Origin of the sequence: Paenibacillus sp. GCM10027629, from assembly GCF_042676425.1 — a bacterium.
Classification (GTDB): domain Bacteria; phylum Bacillota; class Bacilli; order Paenibacillales; family Paenibacillaceae; genus Paenibacillus_K; species Paenibacillus_K terrigena.
This window is the reverse complement of sequence record NZ_JBHTGZ010000009.1, coordinates 610,344-633,788: the sequence shown is the minus strand read 5'-3', so window position 1 is coordinate 633,788 and position 23,445 is coordinate 610,344. Positions and strand designations below refer to the sequence as shown.

The following is a 23,445-nucleotide window of genomic DNA, read 5'->3' as shown; positions in this document are numbered from 1 at the left end:
AGGGAGCGTACGTCGATGATAGATTTCCTTTGGCTGGATACCAAATCTGTACCATGATCTCACGACGATCATTGGGATCATTAGTGAAAATCTCCGGGCGAGTTTTATCTACCCAATGATAGGTCAATGTACCGAGTTGGTTAGGTCCTGACGGTTGTGGTAAGTGGAATACAGGAAAAAGTATCGGTAGAGCGGAAGAAACAATCAGTCCTAGTGAACCCAGACCAATAGTAAAACCGAAAGCAAGTCGCCTAATCATACTGGTTCCACCAAGTTTAGGCTTTCGCACAATATTTTTAGCTAGGCAGGCCACGAAGAGTATCCCACTCATGATATAAGCTGGGATCATCCCCCAGCGCGAACCCTCCACCAGTACCTGAACACCGGCTATTGGCAGCAGGACGAGAGCCAAATATCGTACCCACTTTATTGACCGTTGCAATGGGATTACCAAGGCAAAAAAAGCCAGTAAATTGGCAAACAGTAGTATTATTTCAATTAGTCTCATCACATCACCCCATACACTTGATCGCACGTTTGTATCGGACGCGTAGCCGCGATTACTTTTCCGCCCCGTCGGAGATGAGCATGACATCTTCGGTCAGCAGGGACAGCACCTGATCGACGTTACCTTGCTCGAGAGATGTGAGGAACTGGCTAACCCATTCCAATTCGACCGCTTCGGCCGCGACCGGCTCCTCCTCGGATATTCCTATCTTGCTTCTTGCCCGGCTCATCAGCTTGCGGCAATTCTTCTCTCACTTGCCGAGCCGTTCGGCTAATTCGAGATAATCGAACCACAACGCCTCACGCAGGACGAAAATCTCTGGGCTGTTAGACATCTTGCAATCTTGGTCTCTTTGTTTCTATCGTAGCAAACTGGCGTAATCCCAAACCAGCTTCTTGGCTTTCCACGCTAGCTTTCCTGTTATGATAAAATCAAGTCCCCATTTGCGTGCCCACAGAAACCCGCGATTTTCCCCCAAGCCGATGTTGAAGGCATCCATATTATTTTTTAACGCTTTGTGAATCGGCGCGGGACGGCCTTCCAGATCGGCCATCACGATTTTACCTAGTCGATTCCCTTGCATCCCAGCTTCAAAGCACGTCATCTGATCCACCTTGCCGGTTTTCGGATCGATGATTCTCGCACAGTCGCCAATGCTGTATACGCCCGGCGACCCTTGAACACGATAACATTCATCTACCAGCACTTGACCTTCAGGTGTAAGCGGCAAGCCCATGCCGCGAAGGGCCGGATTCGGTATCAGACCAATCGTCCATACACATAGGCCAACATCCAGACAATCGCCATTGCTGAGCGTCACCACTCCTGCTTCCTCCCGCTTCGCCTTACGATTGTGTAGCACTGTCACTCCACATTCGCTGAGCGTCTGTTCTAACTTCCGTCCAGCTTTCTCCGGTCCTCCCGTGAACAGCCGCTCCTGCGCATTCAGTAAATAGACGGAGGTATCAGACAAGCTCAGCCCTAGCGTCGCTGCTTCCTTCCGCATGGCGAGCGCCAGTTCGGCGGACGTCTCGATGCCGCTGATCCCTGCTCCCGCAACCGCGATTGTCATCAGTCGCTTTCGTTCCTCAGGATTCGTCTCTCCGCTTGCTTTCCGAAGGTTGGCTCGCCAGCGCTCCCGAATGTCTGCCGCGGCTTGCGGGTCGGTCAAGGCGATGCCGCCCTGATCGGGATCCGGTCGCCGAACGATGCTGCCGACCGCCACGACTAGAAGATCATAACGAATTCGGGCTTCATTTCCTTGCGCATCCGTATATCGAATCCGTTTTTCCACACTTTCCACGGACGTAGCCGTACCTTGCACGAATTCGACTCCTTCTGAACTATAATGCGTCCAGGGAACTATAATCTCTTCCCCGCTCGCGGCCGGTCGGAACATCATCACTTTGCGCACATGACCGGGCTGCTTGTCGAACAGAACAAACCGAATCCGCCGTCCCTTCGCCATGCCTCGGGTCGTTTCCTTTATTGCTTTGAGCACTCCAAGCCCTGCATGGCCGCCTCCGATGATTATGCATGTCATGTCATTCATCATTCCTCAGCTCCTTTTACGTTTTGCATATATAACGATTTAAGGCTCTGATTTGTGACATCGGAAACGAACGATTAACCTTGCATGAGCCCGTTTAATAAGCCGTACTTTCGTGCCAGTTTGTTGAGTAAATCTGCCCGTTAGCTCAACGAAGAATGAATTGCCAGTTTGGAAGCAACTCATAGTCCCTAATGTGTTTGTATTTTAGAACCATTACAGCTCCCGTATTATCTATACGAAACTTCATCGAATCCATCCCTACATCCAAATGAGGTCCCACATACGGAATCACTGTAACATTAACATCAATATGCGAAGGATGATATTCAAAGTTTAATTCAGTCCCTCCTAGAAAAGGCGAAAACGTAGGTATCACAGTTAGTTTATCTTCATAATATCGATTAATCTGTTCCTGTATATTTGGAGCTAACAAAGTAAGTACAAGCCGTTCCAATGGTTCTTCGTGTGGTTTAGCATAAACTGGCTGTATAAGCACGGAGAAAATGATGACTGCTAACAATAACCCGATATAGCTTTTAACATTCACTACTAATCACCCCATTGAAGTAATTTCCGTTAAGTGATTTGGGTTTATGCATGCAACTAGATAAAATGAAGATCCATTAACGTAATCTGCCAGTTAGCGCAACGAGGCTGCCGAACTATGCCGACAGCCTCGTTTTAGTTATTTATTAAGCTATCGTGTCCCCCCTGCTTACCCTTCCTTTTGTTTTGAAATATCTCCCTAAGGAAGAAGCGAGAAAAAGTAATGTAGATGTATTGGGTTTATTTCTCGTGGGTATTTCGGCAGCCCTACTCCTATACTCTAAACATACTTCCAATCACTGTTGTTTAGTTTAAAACTTGCGATAGAACTATGAAGTGAAGTGCCTCTTCAATTGATCCCATGTCAAAATCTTGATAGACCTCCCATTCTTATCGCATAAGAACAGATAATATTCATTGGAATTTTCGTATTTCGCAAGGGCTAACCCTGAAATGATTATTTCCTTAGAAGAGCCATTATCTTCTTCACATAGCATTTTTGTAATTGGACGGTTCACGTCATTATCCACATACATTATCACCTTCGCGCCGTCCAAATAAGCAGATACAATCATTGAAGACCTCCCCCTACGGTTTGCTCCCTGGATTAATTGAACAAACGTGTCCCGTTAGCTTAACCCCAAACAGAAAACAGCCATCTCCCCCAGTGGACGAAAATGCTGTTATGACGGTACCGGGTGGGTGGACGTGTTTGCCGTCAGCGCGCCTTCGCGAGTTTCGTGCCGCGAACTGTTGCCGTAGCGTATACGACAAGCGCTGTCCAGATGAGCGCGAAGCCGATGAGAAGAACCGGCGAGACCGATTCCTTGAACACGAATACGCTCAGTAACAGCATGATCGTCGGCCCGATGTATTGTACGAAACCTAGCGTGGACAGTGCCATCCGGGCGGCCGCTCGCGCAAAGAAAAGCAGCGGTAGCGCTGTTACCACGCCGGAAAGAAGCAGTTCGACGAACGTGGATACAGGTAGCGTCCATGCCGTCGTCTTTCCCACGGTGGCCAAATAGATCCAGTAGCCGAGCGCAACGGGTAGGACTACAGCCGTCTCCGATAGCAAGCCTACAGAAGCGTCTTGTCCGATCTTCTTCTTTGCGAGGCCGTACAAGCCAAACGTCGCGGCCAGTGAGATTGAGATCCATGGGAACCGTCCGTAGTCGATGGCGATGATGAGCACCGCGGCACCAGCGATGGCAATCGCGAGCCATTGGCCACGGTTTGGCTTCTCACGAAGGAAGACAACCGCAAGCAGAACGTTAAGCAACGGGTTCAAATAATAACCGAGACTTGTCTCGACGACATGATCGTTGTTGACCGCCCAGATGAAGATGAGCCAATTAGCAGCGATCAGCAGTCCGCTAGCGGTGAGCGACAGTAGGAGCGAGCGGCTAGCCGCAATCCGCTTCATGTCACCCCAGCGACGCTGAACGGTGACGAGAATACCCATGAAGACGAACGACCAGACAACCCGATGTGACAGAATCTCGCCTGCCGGCACATCGTTAAACAACTTCCAATAAAGCGGGAGAACCCCCCACATGATATACGCGATAATAGCATTGACCAACCCGTTGTTCATAATCAATTTCCCTCTTCTCACTCCGATATCTTAACGGATTATACGCCTCGATCATCGTTTAAGTAAAGGGATTAATATTTTGGCCCAAATAATATGTTACGGTATTGTATCACTTATTATAGGAAGGATTCTCGTGAATTTTGCTTCTGTACGCATAACGCAAAATTACCTTAAACTGCCCGATAGCGAAACGCGGCTACCGATCTATGTCGGCAGCCGCATTTTAGATATCTATTAAGCTATCGTGTCCCGTTAACTCAATAGCAAATGAATTACAACTCGGTATTTCTCCTAAAGCACACCGAACAGCACTCCCTAGATTATTGTTCAGTGGTAGTATGGTTATTATTGTTCTTCTGATCTTTTGATTTGTTATTAATCTTTATACAAGTATAGAAGAATATTAGGAAATCGTAATCGCCAAGCAACTTCATTATGAACGGCACCCTCAGCAATTTCAAAACGATAATTGATATTCTTTTCATCAATCACATTCTTGAAGGAAATATTCGAGTTAACATAAACATCCGAACCAAACGTTGCTGTTTGTTCTTTCGTTCCTACATCAAAATAAAACTTTTTTACATCTGATAAATCACTTTTTTTAGCAAAATCCTCTATTTCTTTCTGGCTTAACCAATAAGCATTAGAAAGTGCAGCTACTCTTTTAAATATAGACGGGTATTTGCACATTGCATAAGTAGAAATGATTCCTCCTGATGAGCTTCCCGCCATTGCCGTATCATCTACTATTGTCCTGTACTTATCATCGATATATGGCTTTAATTCTTCTACGATAAAATCAATATACTGTTCTCCTTCTCCACCTAAATCAATCGATTCATCAATGGATAATCCTCTATTTATGCTTTTTTCACTTACCCAAGGACCGTATTCATCAAATCGTTTTGTTCCTTTCGGGTTACAATCAATACCAACAACTATAAGTTCTAGGCCAATTTCCTCAAGACAATCAGCAATTCTCCAACTAGAACCAAAAAATGAATCTTCATCTCTATACAAATTCTGTCCATCGTGCATATATAAGACTGGATAATGTTTATTAGAATTCTCATACCTCTTTGGAAGACAAACTCTTATCAATCTTTCCGTGTTTAGTGCTGAGATATTAACTGTAAATTTTTCAATCATGTCTTATTTCCTTCCTAACATTTGTATATTCCTTACATACATTCGCCTTTTTGTTCACAAAAGCCTCTTATTAAAGCATAAGTTTTTTAAATAAATGACCCTGTACCGAAACCACTTTAGTAACTCCCTACCGAATCTATTCGCAACACTACTCTCCGCTTTACCACTATCTATAATACGGTTCACCGTAATTGATCTGCAACCTAATTGAAAATCGTCCTCATTTATGTAAACAATATATGTTCTTATCCTCAATCGGTAAACGATATATGTTCTTGTCACACGACAAAAAACAATATTTCTTATTCTATTATTAAATTTTAAAAGCCATTTTCACCAAAGGTTTTGTAACAAAGTGATAAATAATTACCGATATAATTAGACCTAATCCAAGACTACTAAAGATGCTACAAATAAGGAAAAAAACCACAAACATCGCCACTAAATCTGTTATATAATAAATTACTTTATTCTTTTTATTATTCACTACATCCACCTTCTTTCAGAATTGGTACGGCTTATTTACGAACTTAGTAAATAACTCCCTCCATATGTAGAGTATTCGTGAAATCATTGAGCTAATCTGCCCGTTAGCTTAATAAAAACAAGGAGCAGCTGCCATAGCAAACTGCTCCTCGCTCTGTTCAACTAACGTGTCCCGTTAGCGTAAAGCATCAGTGCTTTCAAGTACTGCCTTTATCCTCCTTACGCTAGAAGACGAGCTCTCTTCCTTAACAATTTTAAAAGTACCAAGGTCAGCCGTATTCACCGCGTGAGGACCGCCGCATATCTCTTTGGAGAATTTGCCCATCGTATATACTTTTACCATCTGGCCATACTTGCTCTCGAATAGACCAATAGCCCCTGTTCTACGTGCATCTTCAAGCGTCATCTCTTCGAACGTAATCCCGACGCCCTCGGCAATCGCTTCATTGACCAGCCGCTCGGTTGCCACGATCTCTTCTTCAGTCATTTTACGATGGAACGAAAAATCAAAGCGCAGTCTCTCAGCCGTTATATTGCTGCCCTTTTGCGCCACCTCATCTCCGAGAACCTTTCGTAGTGCAGCATGCAGAAGATGAGTTGCCGTATGCAGATTTGCCGTCTGTGCAGAATTATCTGCTAAACCGCCTTTAAACTTTTGGGCTGCTCCGGCTTGAGATAACTCTCTATGCTTCTGAAATTTCTCTAGATATCCTTCCAGATCGATGGCGATGGAACGCTCTGTTGCCAGTTCCATGGTCAATTCGATGGGAAACCCATACGTATCATAAAGTTTGAATGCAGCTGCACCGTCTATTTGACCATTTACTAATGAAATCGAAAGCTTATCGAATTCACGAAGTCCCTGCGCGAGCGTTTTTTGAAAACGAGCTTCTTCCGCCTGGAGTTCCCTAATAATTTTATCGCGATTGCTTTGCAGCTCTGGGTATATTAGCTCGTACTTGTCAATCACAGCGCTAGCGATATCCGCTAGACCGCCTTCTTGAATACTCAATTGCATTGCGAATCTAACAGCTCGGCGAATCAATCTTCGCAGCACATAGCCTTGGTCGACATTAGACGGAGTAATGCCGTAATTATCACCAAGGATAAATACTGCCGTGCGGGTATGATCCGCAACAACTCGATACGCTTTGGGTTGATTTTCGTATGCCGTCTCCGACAGTTCTGCAATTCGTGAGAATATCGTAGTAAACAGGTCGCTATCATAGACTGTTCCTCCATTCAAAGCGACTAGCACTCTCTCTAAGCCCATTCCCGTATCGACGTTTTTTTGATCAAGCGGTTCAAACTTTCCCTCCGCCGTTTTGTTATATTTCATAAATACATTATTCCAGAATTCAACATAGCGCCCACATCCACATGCTGGCGAACATGTAGGACCGCAACGTTCTTTATCCGAGATAATGAAGATTTCCGTATCGGGACCGCAAGGACCTGTTTGACCTGCTGGCCCCCACCAATTATCGGCTTTAGGCAAGAAGAAGATCTCTTCCTCACTTTGACCTAATGCACACCATATCTCGTACGACTCCTGATCACGGGGAGCATCATCATCTCCTTCGAATACAGTAACCGCAATTTTATGCTTGGGTATATCGAGCCAGTTCGGCGAAGTGACGAACTCCCAACTCCAGGATATGGATTCATGTTTGAAATAATCGCCAAGTGACCAGTTGCCCATCATCTCAAAAAAGGTGCAATGGGTATCATCACCGACTTCATCTATATCCACAGTACGTATACACTTCTGAACATTGGTTAACCTCGTTCCAGATGGATGCTTCTCTCCAAGTAAATAGGGCACCAGCGGGTGCATGCCCGCTGTCGTAAACAATACGGTGGGATCGTTATCGGGTATAACGGAAGCGCTAGAAATGACGGCATGACCTTTTTCTTGAAAAAACTGAATATACTTCGCTCTAATCTCTTCAGATGTATACAGTTTCATTGATATTTCTCCTTTTACTCTATTTTAGACAACAAAAAAACGCCCCAAGATTGGGACGAATTAATCGCGGTACCACCCAAGTTATTGTCTTCGCATTTAGCGATACAATCAGCTCAATTGACTATAACGAGTCAAATCGGCGGGCATTAACCGCACTCCTGAACCGGCAACATACTAAGTTTCGTAGGATTTCACACCAAAACATCCCTCTCTGAACGAAATGTAGCATATTTTGTTCATTCATTGATTTCATTTACATCATTTCCTAATTATTGTTATTGTAGCCAGTTAGAATTCAGATGTCAATCGTGTATATTAGCAACCTGCATAATACTCGAAAACCCACTCGTAATTAACGTAAACTGCCCGTTAGCGCAACGCGGCTGCCGATCTATGCCGGCAGCCACGTATTAGCTATTTTGTTAATCTATCATGTCCCGTTAGTTCAAAGTAAATCAGAGTTTCAATACGGTTATTGGTTCGTTGTGGATGATTTCGCCGTTCTCACGAAAGCCGAAACTTTCATAAAACTTTTTAGCGACAAAGTTATCGGCCTCATAACAAGTCCAGCAGTAATGTGCAGGCCCAGCCGGAAATGTCCGGATAAATTCCAAGATTTTTCTCATGACTTCCCGACCATAGCCTCGGTTCTGGTGGTTCTTGTCAATCATCAGTCGTAAAATACAATAGCTGTCATGTGCGATTGACGGGAGGTCGTATCCGGTGATTCCATAAGTTAACATAACAAAACCGACAGGCTGCCCATCCGAATAAATGGCAAATGGAATTGGATGTCCCCCATTGGTTGCAAGGATATAGCACGAAGCCACACTTGATAGATTGGACGCAACAAAGCGCCGCTGTTCTTCGGATACTTCCAAGTTAAATATGGCGCGTCTGTTTTCCAACGTTATTTTTCTGAGAGTAATCATTCAGGTCTTCTCCCTTTATCCATTATCGTTTTGCGCCGCGGTCGCATAAATAATATTACAGTTTTCACCAAAAAATTATAGACTTATATTGAAATTTTTTATACACTATTATGTATCCGTGACTTTTTTAGGTGTATCCTTTTTGGCATAAGGCAATTAGTGAATCGGTACATAATTGTGCCGGTTTTATTTTTTATTAACGTAATCTGCCAGTTAGCGCAACGCGGCTGCCGATCCATGCCGGCAGCCGCGTCTTAGTTATTTATTAAGCTATAGTGTCCCGTTAGCTGAATCAGCAAGCTGGCAGATCTCAGCATAATAAGCAGTAAGTAAACTACACTTATTCGCTACTTAATTGTTTATACATGTACCATAGAAGGTCTTGTGGCATTTTCTTTCCATGTTTACTTTCCTTCTTAATTATCCGCCAGTTCCCTTGAGCATCAATTAAGGTATAGACATAATTTGTTCCGTCGGCCTTTTTGAATAAAATATATGCCCTGTCATCTTTTATGAAAGTAATTGGGTTAATGAAATTCTTATAACCTGTACCCGCTTTATAGTCCTTCATTAGTTCTTTCTGAATTTCATCGCTTATTTTATAAAGGGATTTGAATCGTCCTTGCTCGGACTGATACGCTAATTGTTGATACTCAAACCTTTCAAATGAAGATAAGTCTATATTAAAGGTTTTTAAAATGTCTTCAAGGACTTCATTCTTAAATTTCGCAATTTTGAGTTCCCATTCATCGCCTTTGTGTTCATAGTTCATAAGCTTAACCCCTGTGGGACTAACATTAAAGGTGATTGTTTCAGTACCGAAAGGATTAGAATGGGCGTGTTCAAAAGTCGTAACTTCTAACTTTACAATGAATGAATATCCACCTTCAGATTCCCTTTTTATATCCAATACTTTTGACCAAAATAAAGCAAATTGTTTGGGATAACCATAATGGTGAATGATGGCATCTTTTATGTTTGGGGTAAGTGTTGTAAGCAAAGCATCATTAGCGATTTTTTCTTTCGATTCTTGTGGTTCAGCAAAAACAACAGAATACGTCGTTGACGCAGCAATAACGGAAATCAACAAGACTAACAAGCATGTTTTCCTCATAAAGCATCACCTCTTACGTTATGCTTCCCAAGAAAAGGTAATATATGAAACACAGTAGTGTCAAATTTTCAGACGTTCCATTTATTGGAACCGATAAAATAAGCAGGCTTTGGCAGCCTGCTCAACAATGTGTGTTATTCAACTATCGTGTCCCGTTAGCTTAATGATCTACGACGATTTTTGAGGATTTACCGGAGTCGGCACGGCGGGCTCATTCTCCCCTCCCATACGGCGGCGCGACGTCTCCATTTTGCCAACAGCCGGAATATGCTCCGACACCTTCGCAAGACCAAACACCGGCATATTGCCGTATACGCACTCATACTCGTCGGCTCGGATCTTATAGGTTTCATGGTAGATTCCGACTGTTCCATCCGTTCCGACCTTGCGGTTGAAATTTCTCCATGCGGTAAGATGCTGCCCTCCGCGGGCATATGCCTCCAGTTGCTCATACGAATCCCAATATTGGAGCAGATGGACGCTGCGCCAGCCCAGCATGAACTCCGTACCACGGAAGCCGAGCTTGCGATTGGTGTAAAGTTCCCGCAGCATGGGTCCCATTGCAAGAAATACCGGTAGCCATTTGTGTACAGCCCAGAGCCGATTGACGCGCATGCCGATTAGGAAGACGACGAAATCCCCCTCCATACGAGCTGTGTATCTTCCCGGTATTACTTTCGCCATTGTGATTCATCTCCCTCTACATTCCATTATTAATTAATAAAAAAGCTTAATTCTTTTTTATATTTCGCAACCTTCAAACGGCATTTATTTCCTTATAATACCATACTATACTGCCCGTTACTTCAATGAACATCAAAGCGAGCTTTCATGTATTTTTGACTTCCCCAAAAGAAAGAACATGCACTTCAAACTTGATTTCCATGTCAGACAATGCTTTTAATACATCAGGTTTCAATTCAAATCCCATCTGCCCCAAACCAGACCGTAGGCTAAAGAATATGTATGTTTCATGGTTGTTAGCAATGCTTCTTATGAACTCATTTGATGGCTTCAAACTGTTGAGAAAAGATTCCAATGCAGTATCCATTTGACCATCGCCAAACTTAACCTTATACGACCAATAATCATCGTTAATAACTTGGTCTGATGTGAGTGGTTCACCTTTTCTTTTTATCGTTGTAGGTTGAAGTTTCAAACTCGTTGTTATATCTTCAAAACTCAAGCTATTCCCTCTAATGATTAAAGAAACAAACCCTTCCAAACTGTTTTCACTCCCATTCCAAATCAAATATAATCATTCTTTCATCAACGTGTGCACCATATGTTGGAATTTACTTGTTATCGTGCGCTTCGCTATCACCAGTCTCTACCATACTCTACTGCCAGATAGTTGAGCAGGCTGCCAATCATGTCGGCAGCCTGTCGTCATGGAGCTATCGTGTCCCGTTAGTTCAATCATATCTCCGTAGATGTACTACTCCTCGTCATTAACTTCTGGATAAAACCGCTGTAAAACCTCATTCATACTTTTTTCTTTTGATACATCAAACTGTCTGGAGTAAATCTCGGTCTTCTTTAATCTCATCGTCAAAAAGATGAAAACAATCTAATGGCTGGACATATACCCACTCCACTAATTGACCATAAGGATTGAAATGCTTGGTTTCTGAATCTTTAGCTTCACGTTCTGCCTTTTCATACGCTTCTTCAAATGAATCAGCATATATAAGATATAACCTTTCTTCGTAAGTTTTCGATTCATCATAAGCGTCATCTATTGTTAATGGTTTTGGCTCACCAGTGATTTTAGCTTCAAACAAAAGTTTTACAGAATACCATTTTTCACTCTCATGAGCAACGTGTTCCATCACTTTGTTGCCTCCTTAAGACATATATAATTCAACAATCTCCCCGTAATAAACTTGATCTAATCATCTAAAGTCCATGTATGAAAGATAGCAGCAATTCCGTAATTTACTGCTTGGTCAAAACATTCAAGCGTTTCAGCTAATTCATCATCACCCTCATACTGTTCACGGCTTGCAATAAACTGATCTTCAACTTTCATCACTTCCCAGCCTTCATCGTTAATGTAGGCAGTCGCACTCGTCAAAGCAGAATTAGGAGCGGTTGAGTTGACCCAGCACGTAACATACGCACCTGCGAACTCATCTCTCTCTGGATTATCTATTTTAGGGATCGCCTCAAACATAAAACAATAAATTACCATCGAATTCCTCCACTATCATTTATGTTGTTTTCCTTTATACTGTTTTTCATTATCCTGCCCGTTAGCGGAACGCGGCTGCCGATCCATGCCGGTAGCCGCGTTTTAGTAATTTATTAAGCTATAGTGTCCCGTTAGTTCAATTTCTTATTATCGTATCTTAATCTCATCACATTTATAAAGCTGAATATGAAGATAAATAATGAGCCCCAAATAATATAGGGACCTATACTGAAAAGTCCAATCATCGAAAACGCTGTACAAAGAAAACCGATTGACAAGCACAGCTTCCAATATTGTTTGTTCATCAGCCACAATGTGACAAGAAAGATTAAAGTGAATGCTGAACCATACTTAATGAGTAATATCCCATTATGGTAATCGCTTGTATCAGAACCAAAATTATTAACATGCTGCAATCCAATCATTACGAGCCAAACGGAACCAGTTACCCCCACCATTATTCCTAGAATAGCAGCAAGTTTCATTCGTCGCCCTCCCTTTCTCGTTAACTAAAAAGGCAACCTTAAGCTATAGTTTCCCGTTAGTTCAATTTATTATTGTTTCATAGATTCCTTTTTTTCCTACGTTCCATTGATCTAGAGTAACCAAAACATTCTCTAAATAACTTCCTGCCTATATAATGTTGAAAATTTTTGTATTTATATTTGTAATATTCGTTCCAATAGCTAGTCATTCTATTATAGCTTTTGCAAAACAACTCAATATTTTCAAGACAAAATTTCTTAATACGTTCTGTATCCTCTTCTTTTAAGAAATCATAATTCATTTCTAATATTTCTACGACATATTCATCACATATTTTTACGATATAAGGAATTGTCCAATCTTCATAATCCATCTGAAGCAACGAATATATATGTTTTTGGCGAACAAACCCGTCACAACTTCTTGAATAAATGCAATGCAAAATCATTTTTTGTCGTACACTTAAATTTTGTATAACTTCATCTGAAATATCAATGTAGTAGATACGATAAGGAAACCTAATCACTTTGTTATCTTGAAAATATTGAATAATATCCTGGGACACACCAATAGTGACGTTACTATAAGTTTTATGGGGAATCAGTCCAACCGCTTTATTTACATCGTCTCTCAAAAGGTTTGGAAATCCATCTTGAAACATACATTCACATCCTTGCTTCACATAATGCTACAAATGTGTAGTTCAGCAAATCTACCAGTTAGCCTAATGAGGCCGCCGATCCATTTTTGGCAGCCTTTGTTTGAGCTATCGTTCCCAGTTAGCTTAATCTAATGCTCATCTACGTTTGCCTCTGTTTACCCAAGTGTGCCAAAGAAGAAAACTTGAAATAATGAAGGCTAATATTGCCAACAATAACTTAGTTCCAAGATCTTTAAACACAAAGGCAACAAGAAAATAACAAATTACAACTCCTACAGTTACCCACTTTTCTATGCGAAGAAATCTTCTACTTTGAACAAGATCATACTTTTTTACTATGAAAACCTCTAAATGATTAATTACAACAGAGATGAGAATTATTATCAATATTAATAGCAATCTTCATTCCCCTTTGCAAAAATGAAATGTTCTTCCTATCTAAGTTTTCGCGAGGTAATTTTAAAAGCCATTGTTAAACTCCAGGTAATAACTCAGGTATGATGTTTCTTCCATAATCAACAAGGTATGTGTTTAGTTTCGAAATGAGCTCTTGGTTAGTGGACTTGTAGATGTTCTTGTTATAAATTAAATAGCCTTGGCTCGAAAATTCTTTATCACTTGAAAATTCTAATGTGAAAATCTGTCCAACTCCACCAGGTCTATTGACCTTTGTATATTGCATTGCCTGTAAGTCGTTTATTATTTTTTCAATGGTCATCTTATCATCCAGCTTTAGAATGTTGCCATCACCGTATTTTATAACTACATGTTCAGGAACAGTAAGTATCTGAGTGACATTATTCTCAATCTGCTGAGTAACAGCCTGTTCTTTCTCACACCCAATCAGTTGCATAGAAATGAGTGCAACGAATAATGAGATTATCAATGACTTCATAATTACACCCCCTAACATATTTGACGCTTTTGTTTATTGGTAGGTTACAGACTAATTTCCTCCATAATCCTTCCCGTTAGCTTAATAAAGTGAGCAGGCTCCGCAGCCTGCTCAACAATGGTCTGTGATTCAACTATCGTGTCCCGTTAGTTCAGCAATTGAATTCCTGTTTTAAGACAAAATCCCCACCCGAATACAGTTTCTTTACTTGTTATCTCTGCCCGAATTGTGTTGACACCCGATCTCCAAGTAATAGGAATACATACATGGTCCGGGCGAATTCGGCCATCACGTTCTGGTGGGTCCCACATACATACACCTCGATACACTTCTTCCTCATTTATCCAAATCCGCACCTCATCACTGAATCCAAAGGAAACCGTAGACATCGCTTCCTCTGATAAGGTAAGAGTGCTCTTAATCTGTACTGATTTATCCTTTTCTGACGTATAGAGCCTATTAATATTTAAAGTGCCATTTTCTTCGGTAGATGTTTTAGTCCATTCATGCAGCTGATCTGGCTGCGAATTAGAGAAGTATGATTCAGACACAAGCCATTCATTTACAAACTGATCTTTATTTCTTTCATTTAGGGTTGACGGAATACTTGGGATTTCCTCAATAGATAGATCTCTTATGTACGCCGGTAAGTAGCCCCAAACTCCAATTTTGCCAAAAACCTCTCCATGCTGAAGTTTTGAAATAACTAGTTGTGGAATGCTAGTATCTTCGCCAATGTAAACTTTTGCTGAATGTCTGTCCACATCAATAGTAAACTTAACCCAGTCGCCGACATTATAATGTGTATAGGATACGTAACTTGGTCCATTATAAATTTGCCACGTAGTTGATCCGTTCATTACCGGATCATACTGAATCTCCCCATTCCCTTTGGTATAACCGGGGGAAAGATAAATTAACTCATAATTAGCCGAATCGCGTGCCCCAAAAGCCAACCCAATAAATCCTACTGCTTCTGGTATAGCTACAAAAGCCTGTATACGAAAGGATTCCAAATAAAATTCACTATTTATGAAAGCTGCAGCTCCTGCCTTATTTATATGTAATGCTTTGATTCCTTTCCATTCGCCTATAAATGCATTTGAATCTCCAAGACTAAGCTCTTGTAAATCATCTACCAAACTCCAAGACCGTCTACTGAAAATTCCCTCTACATCTTTCACTACATCCCCTCCATTTACTTTATTTACCATCAATTGTAAAGAACATTTGTTCCCTTGTCAATGTCATCAATATTTGTGTTAAACTGCCAGTTAGTATAACGAAAAAAGCAACCGATCGATAATCGGCTGCCTTCTTGTTGCTATTGAACTATCGTGTCCCGTTAGCTTAACCCATTCATCTTCTTTGCCTCAATAAAATAGTTCAAAGAATAAGTTTACTTTCTGTTCCTGAAAGCAGTCTTTTTATATTTCCCGTATGCCTGAAAATAGTCATAAACGCCATTAGGCATGCAAATAAATAAAAATATAAGGTATTCCCAAAAACAGGAATAAATGAAATAGCCGCAAAAAGCATTGTAGCACATATTGTACCTAAAGAAACATAACGGGTTACAGCTACTATTATCACAAAAAAGCCAAGGCATAAAAGGGCCATAACCCAGTTAACCATAAACAGCACAGCCACTGCTGTAAGTGCCCCCTTTCCTCCTTTAAACTTAAAATATACCGGCCAGTTATGCCCTATAACTGCTCCTGCGCCTGCTGCTAAAAGGCTTACGCAATCTTTAGTCTCTCCCGAATAAAAGTAAACGCCAAGGAACAAGCCTATATAACAGGCAACTACCCCTTTTAATATATCTCCCGCAAGAACAAACACCGCGGCAGATTTCCCAAGTACCCTCAGAGTATTGGTAAGCCCGGCGCTTTTACTTCCATGGCTTCTTATGTCCTTGCCGTATATTTTCCCTACAATCACCGCTGTATTAAGGCTGCCTAACAGGTAGCCCAAAGCTAAGGCCACAATAAGCTTTAAGATATCAATCATGACTCATCTCCCTTGAAATTATTTATTACGATTTATCTTCTTCAACGACACCACGCTATTCTGCCAGTTAGTTGAGAAAAGGCAGCCGATCTCAAGAAGTCAGCTACCTTTAATGTCTTTTATTGAGCTATCGTGTCCCGTTAGCGTAATCTCCAACGTTCTCTAAATAAGAAATAATATATCAACTGATCTCTTAGTTTTGTTTCTCTTTCAAAATTTAGTTTTCGAAGTAAGTTTATTGATTTTTCATTTTCTTGCTCGACAGTAGCTTCAATGAAATCTAAGCTCATCTCTTTGAAGCCAAAATCTATAACAGGCTTCAATGCTTCTTGCATAATTCCTCTTCCCCAATATCCCCTCGCTAAATCAAATCCGATTTCAGCTCTAGGTTGTTCACCTTGAAACCAGCAATGGAAGCCACAAGTCCCTATTAACTGAGCATCGCTCTTGCTAAAAATTCCCCAGCGACAACCAGTATCATCAATATGAAATCTTATGATTTCTTCAGCTTCATCTATATCTTTACAAGGACTTATATCCATAAATCTTGTAACATTCTCATCTGAAAAATGCCTAAATACGGCTTCAGTGTCGTCTAAAGTAAGAATGGCGAGTTTCAACCTGTCTGTCTCTATTTCAGGAAATATAATGGACAATTCTTATGGCCTCCGTTAAGTAGATTTTTCTAACTAGATAATACCACATATTGGAACTATCCTGCCCTTTAGCTTAATAAAAACAAGGAGCAGTTGCCGTAGCAAACTGCTCCTCGTTCTGCTCAACTATCGTGTTCCGTTAGTTAATTTACTGTTGCTTCCATTTGTTTCAATGGAATATAGCGACTGTTCCTCTCCAAACCTTTGAAGTTTACTTTCTAATTTCATTCCAACTCTCTCTAAAAGTTTGCACGATGTAACATTGGCAGTCTGTGTCTCAGCTAATACTTTATTTATATTTAGACCATTTAAAGCGAAATTAAGTATTTGACTGATGACTTCAGTTGCATATCCACCACCCCACCAGTCAGGGAGAAACTCATAGGATACCTCTGTGCCACCAGTTACATGCTTATCTAGGGAGACTAGACCGATAAACTGGCTACTGTCTTTGAGCCTAACAACCCAAAAGTAGCCATCATTATGCGAACGGTTTAAAGTATCATTGAACTTTGCTTTCGTATGTTCTTCAGGAATGATACCACCTAAGTATTTTCTAACCATTTCATTTACATATATTTTTTTCACATCTTCATAATCATCCGTTGTCAAACTCATAAGAAAACAACTTAAGGTCTCCAAAATGACTCCCCCAGCTCACTAACAATGTACGGCATATTCAATAGTACCATAATTCTCAGGCGGAATATTGAGCAATCCTGCCCGTTAGCTTAAAAAAATGAGCAGACTGCCGTAGTCTGCTCAACAATGTTTTTTTCAACTATCAAGTCCCGTTGTCACATCCCAACTATTGCACCAAACCACTTAGCACGTTGCAGATCGTCTTACTTTTCCTCGTCCGTTCTTACCTCTCCTTCGATGGGTACGATGAGTACGTTTTTGTATTGCGACTGCTGCAATCGGTCGATGCGTCCCAGCTCCATCCCTTTGCCGCTAGCGTCAATCTTGCCGAATATAAGTAGATCGTTCATCACACTATCGGTGAAGAATACTTGACTGCCAAGGATGTCCGGTTTCGTACCCTTCTCAATTATTTGGGGATAATTAAATGTGTCTCTCTGCCATTTCACTTCCGCTAAACCATCTTCGTTAATCTCCACATAGTTAGTTAATGACTTGTAATCAACCATGAAACGCATCGCCTGACCTTCGGGAAACGTATAATCTGTCGTGAAGCCTTCTCCCTGAGGAGTTAATGCGTCCTTGGCGTAGACCCGGGATAGACGGATCGCTAGCGTACGCGCTTCTGTTAGATCACCGCTCATTAGCTTCTTGTACTCTTTCTGGCCAGCAGGAGTCCGGATAATCACACGCTTGTCAGCAACATTATATGTAACGTATGCATTCAACGATTCGCTTATAAACCGCAGCGGCACATACGTGTGACCGTCCTTTATTACAATCGTGGCATCTAGAGTCATCTTCTTACCGTCGACGGTAGCCACTTTCTCTCCCGCTTTCAGTTGTACGACTCTGCTGTTATCCTTGCTTCGAGCAGAAACCGTTCGCGACTTAGCATCATAGGTATAAGTGAGCCATTCCGGATCATCGAGTGCCCTCAGCTGCACAAGCGTCCTTCCCTGTACGGTAATAACGCTGTCCTTCATCATTCCGTTGATAAACACCTGGTTCGATACTGCTGGCGTGCTCGCGTAAACCGAAGATTCCGTAACCAGCAGGCCAACTAGCAAAGTAGTCACTACCAAAGATTTCATCCATTTTTTCATTTTTCCACTGCTCCCATCTTTCTAAAGTGCCTTTATGATTTGAACGGGGATCCCGAGTATTTGTCGCACAAATCCCATGCTATATTAAACATTCAGGGTCATCAACTCCATCCACCTAGATCTTGCTATATTCGACGAAGCGGTTGAATAAACCTGCTACTTACAGCAGACAGAGTTCCTAATCCTAATGTTGCGCATAACTGCCCGTTAGTTGAGAAAAGGCAGCCGATCTCAATAAGTCAGCTACCTTCAAATGTCTTTTATTGAGCTATCGTGTCCCGTTAGTTCAACGGAAGCAGTCCCTTTGGCAGTAAGATATTTGAGTATTATATCGATTTCTTACATTCGCTAATATCGCAAATAGTAGATAATTTCAGATAATTTCTATCTGTCCAGTATCTTTTTCGAGCCTCTATTCCCCAATGTATCCAACTTAATTATTGAATTTAAAAACTTTGGAGAATCCGACATCATTCAGTTCTTTATCTTCTTCGGTAAATTGATTATTTGTGTACCCAGATAATGTTTTTCTCCAGAAACTTATAGTGTTCAAATTCTTGTCCGTTGGTGTAGTAAAGAGCATCCATTTTCCTCGATGTAAATTGAAGACTTCTCTTACGCCGTTTTCGCCTATACCTTTACCTCTATAGGGTCTTAGAATAAATATTTCGTTTATCATAAAGTCACAATTGTCAAATAAATAGGGTGGCGTTGTAACCAAGATAAATCCTGCTGGTAATCCATCAACTTTCAATAGATATGGAAACAGAACCCCCTCTTTTTCCCACCATATATCAAATACAGGTATTTGTTGTTCAAGTGTATGATACTTTTCATCATCCTCGAAAACACCATATTTATTTGGCAGTACATTCCGAATTTCCGCTAAATCGTGTAAGTATAGTGGATATAGGTTATTGATGATAAATTTGTTGTTACGTTCGCACAATTCGATTGTTAGATTATTCATAATATCCTCCATAAAATTGACTCTCTAAGAATACCGTCCATTTGTCACCATATTAAGGCGGCGAGGGAACTAAAACAAGGATATATTTTATTTAATTTGTTTTGTACTGAAGTTTGAATTATCCTGCAAGTTAGTTTAGAAAACGGCAGCCGAATAACCGGCTGCCGTTACTGTGTCTTATATTGAACTATCGTTCCCAGTTAGTTTAGTAATTTTGAAATTAACTAATACTGTCTTGCAGATATATTCATATCCATTTTCGCACCATCTTTGGTATAAATGTATACTTTCCAATTACCAGAAATGCCTGAAGCAATTTTTTCTTCAAAAGTCTGGTTTTTTTGAACACCAGTTGCGACAGCATAATCAGATAATAAACTCTTGACCGTTACGATAGATTGTCATGTAAACAGTTCCAACACCATCATTTTTGTAATAGACATCCAAATGTTTACCGTTTTCTGGAGCGGTTGTAAATTCACCCGTATAGGCACCTTTACCCGTATGACGAATTGGATTGATAACTTGAGAATTTCTAGGAGAAATATCACTACTGTCTTTTCCATGAGCCACATTTTTTGAAGTTCCAGATGCTTGAGTTGAATCTGTTCCAACTAAAATGGCTTCTTCAGCAGAACCGTATGTCTGTCCATATTCATTTTCAGGATAGTTAGGAGAATTTGTGTGGCTTTGATTAGTTGTACTTTTAGCAAATGTGCTTTGGAATACCATTACACCTCCCACTACACATACGATAAAAACCACACCAATCAATATTCTAATGCTTTTAGAATACATCCTCACATTTGTTCACTCCTAAACGTTTTCTCGCTCTTCACTCTATAGCCGTTGTCCCGTCTGTTTCACTTCTTAAACGACACCATATAATACAAAGTTCCACTAATCTGTTAGCACAACGCGGCTGCCGATCCATGTCGGTAGCCGCGTCTTAGTTTATATATAGCTATCGTGTCCCGTTAGCTTAAACACCAGGGCTTATCATCCCCCATGATTCGGTCAACGATATGTTCGGCTCCCCACACAGCTGCTATCTCTAGTCCTTCACATTCCGAAGAAAATCCCATAACAACCGTGCTTGGATTCTGAAATGAATATTTTGGGTTTTCAAATCATTCAAAACATATACTTAATTTACTTTCGTAAAATCGATGTGTTAACGACTTACACAAGTATATATATAATGACGTATAAAATAACAATGAAATGTATAGGTATCTTAGTCTTTTTACAAAAGATTTCTGTTATTCTTGCCATATATGGAATTACAAATTTCCAGAACAAATAAAACAAACAGATTTGAACCACAAAAAATAATAAATCATATTCTAATAAATTTTTTAACGGATCATTTAGTTTTAAAAGTACTAAAGTTATTCCAACAAAACTCCAAAACGAATAGTATGAATTTTCTTCTTTTTCCTCTTTCAAAATTATCGACACCTTTGCTTTTGAGCGTTTGATACCTCCAAAAAATTCTATAAATAAATTTATGGATCAAGTATTATTACGCTTCTATTATAATAATAGTAATCCATAAATTCCATCTTTTTCCGTTATCCTGCCCGTTACTTCAACAAACGAAAAGGAGCGACCGCGGAGGAAGTTCCTAAATTATCGTTCCTCGTTTTCTTAATGCTTACTTGTATCGTCCTTCATCAATTCTGTTCTTTGCCAATGTTCGTATGTCTTCGTCCTCATCGTTAATTAATATACTTAGAACTTGCAATGTTGCTTTTTTATTATGGACAATCCGTTGTCTGACAGAGCTATCTGAGTCTTTTGCCAGTTTTAATTGTAAGTGTTCAGGTAGTCGATTTTTTGTTGCAACGTTAAATCTAACCCTTTCATCTGCATCGTCAGCGAGAATTTCCATTATCTCAACAGGAATTGATTTATTATGTGCTACCCATACACGCATATCAGGGTACTATTTAATTACTTCTAACCAAACATCAAAAGGTGCATCATCCCATGCAGCTTTCAGGTACTCATCCATATTTTCACTAGTTCTTAACCTAACAAATTCTTCAGCAGTAATAATCATCTCTCAACCTCAATTTGCAGATTCATTCCACCATTTTATCATAAAGAGTTTTAAACTAATCTGTCCGATAGCGCAACGCGGCTGCTGATCAATGCCGGCAGCCGCGTCTTATTTATTATTAAGCTATAGTGTCCCGATAGCTTAGTTAACTACTGTACTTCTTTTCCCAATTGTCTAACCAATCCTTATTATTCATTCCCGTTACTTCCTCCAGCGTTTTACCATCAATTGAGTAAACGCTACCTACCAAACCGTCGATATTAGGAAAAGAATATCCGCCGATAACCTTTCCTTCGCTAAGCATTATATAAACATTTGTATTCGATTTATTTATTTTTTCTAAAGGGTGATTCGATACAATAAATCGATAGATAATTATTTCCTTCCCAAAATACTTATCGGGTTCTACTTTTTGAACAGCCCACGCCTGTCGGTATGGTATCGATTCCGTAGTTCCGTATAGTTTGTTTTTCTCTAAAGTGTATCTGTGAAATTCACCTTTATGTGAGATGATTGTAAAGCCTTGTGCCTTAACATATTCTGCGGCAGTTTTTTCATCGCCTGTGAGTTCTTTGTTGCATCCAATAAGGACGAGAAACAAAAACCCTATTATTAGACCAATGCTTATTACTCTCCTCATTCACACCTCCGAAATCGTTTATTCTTTTAGACGTTGGAATTCTATGGAAGTTGCATTAAACTGCCCGTTAGTGAAACGCGGCTGCCGATCTATGCCGGTAGCCGCGTTTTAGTTATAGATTAAGCTATCGTGTCCCGTTAGCTCAATAGTCTTATGTTTTAATTAGAGTCGCTGCTTATAGTTGTGAGGCTTGCCGAACACCTAACGCAGTGACGTCCCGACGGGCTTAGGGGGCTGGATGTGGTCATTCGCTTCTCAGAGTGACCCGGAGCGTCAATATGGTGTTAGCCGAAGGAAGTTCTGGAAGCAGCCATTGCATTTAAGGCGTTCTCAAAATAGCTATATACTTCATCTGCAATTCCCAGAAACTCTTCAACAAGTACATTACTATCCAAGTAACAAGCATACAGATAATCAACTAAAGCGGAGTCAATCTCACAATAGTTTAATATGGCATTCTTCATCTTAATAATGTCATCTTGCCATACACCTGTATCTTCTAAAACCAAAGAGTATAATGCACGAATTAATCTCTTAGAGTAACCTTTAATATATCTAGTTTTCATTGTGTTATCACTAGCATTAGAAAGTAAACTATGTATACGATCTACTTCCTCCTTGGTCTCTGTATTTAAGTCTAAAATGAACTCTGGAGAAATAATTATCGGTGGTACTTTTTCACCAACGTCATGACCATATATGCAAACACAAATTATCTTTACCCAAAAACCCCACTCATTTGGTTTACTTAATACATCGTCAATCGAGCAAATTATCGTATCAATCTTAGTTACTACTGGATATTCTTCCAAAAGCCTGTCTTTAATATTTGACAATCTTTCGTAATCAATATCTTTGGGATTTACACATACAATAGTAAAGTCTGCATCTGACTTAAAAGGTTTAGCAGTTCCTTTTGGAATCGAGCCACACATATAAATGCTATGAATCTTACCTTTAAATTCGGTAAGTATATTATCTATATACTTATCAACAAAATCCTTATATTCACTTTGTATTACAATTCTATTTATAACTTTTTCTAATATCATATAGACTCCTCCTAAACTAAGAACTTCTTTCGACTAACGTCTTTTTGCGAACTTCGTAAATTCGTCGTGACTTAAGTTATTCGCGAAATCATTCAACTATCCTGCCCGTTAGCGGAACGCGGCTACCGATCCATGCCGGTAGCCGCGTTTTAGTAATTTATTAAGCTATAGTGTCTCGTTAGCGTAACGGAACGTGCCGATCGTGTGGTATT

At 40.4% G+C, this 23,445-nt stretch carries 26 protein-coding genes and 1 pseudogene; all 27 read right to left on the bottom strand.

What is annotated here, in order from left to right:
- Window positions 1–508: pseudogene (locus ACFQZR_RS12340) on the bottom strand (hypothetical protein); the annotation flags it as partial.
- A 52-nt stretch (window positions 509–560) separates the two neighbouring features.
- The gene (locus ACFQZR_RS12335; protein ID WP_379346191.1) at window positions 561–737 is read right to left on the bottom strand and encodes a hypothetical protein; all 177 of its coding nucleotides are present in this window, start codon (window positions 735–737) and stop codon (window positions 561–563) included.
- Between the two features lie 129 nt (window positions 738–866).
- Complete coding sequence (locus tag ACFQZR_RS12330; RefSeq protein ID WP_379348812.1) at window positions 867–2,060, bottom strand: NAD(P)/FAD-dependent oxidoreductase; 1,194 nt, start codon at window positions 2,058–2,060, stop codon at window positions 867–869.
- 145 nt (window positions 2,061–2,205) lie between these two features.
- Window positions 2,206–2,607, bottom strand: a complete 402-nt coding sequence (locus ACFQZR_RS12325; RefSeq protein WP_379346189.1) for a DUF3888 domain-containing protein — start codon at window positions 2,605–2,607, stop codon at window positions 2,206–2,208.
- A gap of 328 nt (window positions 2,608–2,935) precedes the next feature.
- Complete coding sequence (locus ACFQZR_RS12320; protein WP_379346187.1) at window positions 2,936–3,181, bottom strand: hypothetical protein; 246 nt, start codon at window positions 3,179–3,181, stop codon at window positions 2,936–2,938.
- A gap of 143 nt (window positions 3,182–3,324) precedes the next feature.
- Window positions 3,325–4,203, bottom strand: coding sequence for an EamA family transporter RarD (rarD, locus tag ACFQZR_RS12315; RefSeq protein ID WP_379346185.1), 879 nt, complete (start codon window positions 4,201–4,203; stop codon window positions 3,325–3,327).
- Window positions 4,204–4,578: 375 nt separating this feature from the next.
- A complete protein-coding gene (locus ACFQZR_RS12310) occupies window positions 4,579–5,355 on the bottom strand; it encodes an alpha/beta hydrolase (protein ID WP_379346183.1) in 777 nt (258 codons plus the stop codon).
- Between the two features lie 661 nt (window positions 5,356–6,016).
- Entirely contained in the window at window positions 6,017–7,810 is a 1,794-nt protein-coding gene (locus tag ACFQZR_RS12305; protein ID WP_379346181.1) for an alanine--tRNA ligase, read from the bottom strand.
- 455 nt (window positions 7,811–8,265) lie between these two features.
- Window positions 8,266–8,742 (bottom strand): GNAT family N-acetyltransferase, encoded by a 477-nt coding sequence (locus tag ACFQZR_RS12300; RefSeq protein ID WP_379346179.1) that lies wholly within the window; start codon window positions 8,740–8,742, stop codon window positions 8,266–8,268.
- A 340-nt stretch (window positions 8,743–9,082) separates the two neighbouring features.
- Complete coding sequence (locus ACFQZR_RS12295) at window positions 9,083–9,832, bottom strand: DUF3888 domain-containing protein (RefSeq protein ID WP_379346178.1); 750 nt, start codon at window positions 9,830–9,832, stop codon at window positions 9,083–9,085.
- A gap of 192 nt (window positions 9,833–10,024) precedes the next feature.
- Window positions 10,025–10,540, bottom strand: a complete 516-nt coding sequence (locus ACFQZR_RS12290) for a DUF4188 domain-containing protein (protein WP_379346177.1) — start codon at window positions 10,538–10,540, stop codon at window positions 10,025–10,027.
- A 145-nt stretch (window positions 10,541–10,685) separates the two neighbouring features.
- The gene (locus ACFQZR_RS12285; protein ID WP_379346175.1) at window positions 10,686–11,042 is read right to left on the bottom strand and encodes a DUF4279 domain-containing protein; all 357 of its coding nucleotides are present in this window, start codon (window positions 11,040–11,042) and stop codon (window positions 10,686–10,688) included.
- Window positions 11,043–11,364: 322 nt separating this feature from the next.
- The gene (locus tag ACFQZR_RS12280) at window positions 11,365–11,688 is read right to left on the bottom strand and encodes a DUF4288 domain-containing protein (RefSeq protein ID WP_379346173.1); all 324 of its coding nucleotides are present in this window, start codon (window positions 11,686–11,688) and stop codon (window positions 11,365–11,367) included.
- 59 nt (window positions 11,689–11,747) lie between these two features.
- On the bottom strand, window positions 11,748–12,050 hold the full coding sequence (locus ACFQZR_RS12275) for a hypothetical protein (protein ID WP_379346171.1): 303 nt from the start codon (window positions 12,048–12,050) through the stop codon (window positions 11,748–11,750).
- A gap of 131 nt (window positions 12,051–12,181) precedes the next feature.
- Window positions 12,182–12,535: a hypothetical protein gene (locus tag ACFQZR_RS12270; protein ID WP_379346169.1), complete on the bottom strand. Its 354-nt coding sequence runs from the start codon at window positions 12,533–12,535 to the stop codon at window positions 12,182–12,184.
- Window positions 12,536–12,612: 77 nt separating this feature from the next.
- Window positions 12,613–13,197, bottom strand: a complete 585-nt coding sequence (locus tag ACFQZR_RS12265) for a hypothetical protein (protein ID WP_379346167.1) — start codon at window positions 13,195–13,197, stop codon at window positions 12,613–12,615.
- Between the two features lie 472 nt (window positions 13,198–13,669).
- Window positions 13,670–14,092 (bottom strand): hypothetical protein, encoded by a 423-nt coding sequence (locus ACFQZR_RS12260; protein WP_379346165.1) that lies wholly within the window; start codon window positions 14,090–14,092, stop codon window positions 13,670–13,672.
- A 146-nt stretch (window positions 14,093–14,238) separates the two neighbouring features.
- The gene (locus tag ACFQZR_RS12255) at window positions 14,239–15,306 is read right to left on the bottom strand and encodes a hypothetical protein (protein WP_379346163.1); all 1,068 of its coding nucleotides are present in this window, start codon (window positions 15,304–15,306) and stop codon (window positions 14,239–14,241) included.
- A gap of 172 nt (window positions 15,307–15,478) precedes the next feature.
- Window positions 15,479–16,102, bottom strand: coding sequence for a glycerol-3-phosphate 1-O-acyltransferase PlsY (gene plsY / locus ACFQZR_RS12250; protein ID WP_379346161.1), 624 nt, complete (start codon window positions 16,100–16,102; stop codon window positions 15,479–15,481).
- Window positions 16,103–16,242: 140 nt separating this feature from the next.
- Entirely contained in the window at window positions 16,243–16,758 is a 516-nt protein-coding gene (locus tag ACFQZR_RS12245; RefSeq protein ID WP_379346159.1) for a GNAT family N-acetyltransferase, read from the bottom strand.
- 126 nt (window positions 16,759–16,884) lie between these two features.
- Complete coding sequence (locus ACFQZR_RS12240; protein ID WP_379346156.1) at window positions 16,885–17,376, bottom strand: GNAT family N-acetyltransferase; 492 nt, start codon at window positions 17,374–17,376, stop codon at window positions 16,885–16,887.
- A 227-nt stretch (window positions 17,377–17,603) separates the two neighbouring features.
- A complete protein-coding gene (locus ACFQZR_RS12235) occupies window positions 17,604–18,506 on the bottom strand; it encodes a copper amine oxidase N-terminal domain-containing protein (protein WP_379346154.1) in 903 nt (300 codons plus the stop codon).
- Window positions 18,507–18,939: 433 nt separating this feature from the next.
- A complete protein-coding gene (locus ACFQZR_RS12230; protein ID WP_379346152.1) occupies window positions 18,940–19,476 on the bottom strand; it encodes a GNAT family N-acetyltransferase in 537 nt (178 codons plus the stop codon).
- Window positions 19,477–19,842: 366 nt separating this feature from the next.
- On the bottom strand, window positions 19,843–20,274 hold the full coding sequence (locus tag ACFQZR_RS12225; protein WP_379346150.1) for a hypothetical protein: 432 nt from the start codon (window positions 20,272–20,274) through the stop codon (window positions 19,843–19,845).
- A gap of 859 nt (window positions 20,275–21,133) precedes the next feature.
- Window positions 21,134–21,415, bottom strand: coding sequence for a hypothetical protein (locus ACFQZR_RS12220; RefSeq protein WP_379346148.1), 282 nt, complete (start codon window positions 21,413–21,415; stop codon window positions 21,134–21,136).
- A gap of 271 nt (window positions 21,416–21,686) precedes the next feature.
- Window positions 21,687–22,181: a hypothetical protein gene (locus tag ACFQZR_RS12215; RefSeq protein ID WP_379346146.1), complete on the bottom strand. Its 495-nt coding sequence runs from the start codon at window positions 22,179–22,181 to the stop codon at window positions 21,687–21,689.
- Window positions 22,182–22,465: 284 nt separating this feature from the next.
- Window positions 22,466–23,233 (bottom strand): nucleotidyltransferase domain-containing protein, encoded by a 768-nt coding sequence (locus ACFQZR_RS12210; protein WP_054024997.1) that lies wholly within the window; start codon window positions 23,231–23,233, stop codon window positions 22,466–22,468.
- Window positions 23,234–23,445 lie beyond the last annotated feature (212 nt).

What these genes read in the sequence shown, in the direction of transcription:
- ACFQZR_RS12335 (WP_379346191.1), bottom strand. Translation starts at nt 737, where the DNA reads ATGAGCCGGGCAAGAAGCAAGATAGGAATATCCGAGGAGGAGCCGGTC.
- ACFQZR_RS12330 (WP_379348812.1), bottom strand. Translation starts at nt 2,060, where the DNA reads ATGAATGACATGACATGCATAATCATCGGAGGCGGCCATGCAGGGCTT.
- ACFQZR_RS12320 (WP_379346187.1), bottom strand. Translation starts at nt 3,181, where the DNA reads ATGATTGTATCTGCTTATTTGGACGGCGCGAAGGTGATAATGTATGTG.
- rarD (WP_379346185.1), bottom strand. Translation starts at nt 4,203, where the DNA reads ATGAACAACGGGTTGGTCAATGCTATTATCGCGTATATCATGTGGGGG.
- ACFQZR_RS12310 (WP_379346183.1), bottom strand. Translation starts at nt 5,355, where the DNA reads ATGATTGAAAAATTTACAGTTAATATCTCAGCACTAAACACGGAAAGA.
- ACFQZR_RS12305 (WP_379346181.1), bottom strand. Translation starts at nt 7,810, where the DNA reads ATGAAACTGTATACATCTGAAGAGATTAGAGCGAAGTATATTCAGTTT.
- ACFQZR_RS12300 (WP_379346179.1), bottom strand. Translation starts at nt 8,742, where the DNA reads ATGATTACTCTCAGAAAAATAACGTTGGAAAACAGACGCGCCATATTT.
- ACFQZR_RS12290 (WP_379346177.1), bottom strand. Translation starts at nt 10,540, where the DNA reads ATGGCGAAAGTAATACCGGGAAGATACACAGCTCGTATGGAGGGGGAT.
- ACFQZR_RS12280 (WP_379346173.1), bottom strand. Translation starts at nt 11,688, where the DNA reads ATGGAACACGTTGCTCATGAGAGTGAAAAATGGTATTCTGTAAAACTT.
- ACFQZR_RS12275 (WP_379346171.1), bottom strand. Translation starts at nt 12,050, where the DNA reads ATGGTAATTTATTGTTTTATGTTTGAGGCGATCCCTAAAATAGATAAT.
- ACFQZR_RS12270 (WP_379346169.1), bottom strand. Translation starts at nt 12,535, where the DNA reads ATGAAACTTGCTGCTATTCTAGGAATAATGGTGGGGGTAACTGGTTCC.
- ACFQZR_RS12265 (WP_379346167.1), bottom strand. Translation starts at nt 13,197, where the DNA reads ATGTTTCAAGATGGATTTCCAAACCTTTTGAGAGACGATGTAAATAAA.
- ACFQZR_RS12260 (WP_379346165.1), bottom strand. Translation starts at nt 14,092, where the DNA reads ATGAAGTCATTGATAATCTCATTATTCGTTGCACTCATTTCTATGCAA.
- ACFQZR_RS12255 (WP_379346163.1), bottom strand. Translation starts at nt 15,306, where the DNA reads ATGGTAAATAAAGTAAATGGAGGGGATGTAGTGAAAGATGTAGAGGGA.
- plsY (WP_379346161.1), bottom strand. Translation starts at nt 16,102, where the DNA reads ATGATTGATATCTTAAAGCTTATTGTGGCCTTAGCTTTGGGCTACCTG.
- ACFQZR_RS12240 (WP_379346156.1), bottom strand. Translation starts at nt 17,376, where the DNA reads ATGAGTTTGACAACGGATGATTATGAAGATGTGAAAAAAATATATGTA.
- ACFQZR_RS12235 (WP_379346154.1), bottom strand. Translation starts at nt 18,506, where the DNA reads ATGAAAAAATGGATGAAATCTTTGGTAGTGACTACTTTGCTAGTTGGC.
- ACFQZR_RS12230 (WP_379346152.1), bottom strand. Translation starts at nt 19,476, where the DNA reads ATGAATAATCTAACAATCGAATTGTGCGAACGTAACAACAAATTTATC.
- ACFQZR_RS12225 (WP_379346150.1), bottom strand. Translation starts at nt 20,274, where the DNA reads ATGTATTCTAAAAGCATTAGAATATTGATTGGTGTGGTTTTTATCGTA.
- ACFQZR_RS12220 (WP_379346148.1), bottom strand. Translation starts at nt 21,415, where the DNA reads ATGCGTGTATGGGTAGCACATAATAAATCAATTCCTGTTGAGATAATG.
- ACFQZR_RS12215 (WP_379346146.1), bottom strand. Translation starts at nt 22,181, where the DNA reads ATGAGGAGAGTAATAAGCATTGGTCTAATAATAGGGTTTTTGTTTCTC.
- ACFQZR_RS12210 (WP_054024997.1), bottom strand. Translation starts at nt 23,233, where the DNA reads ATGATATTAGAAAAAGTTATAAATAGAATTGTAATACAAAGTGAATAT.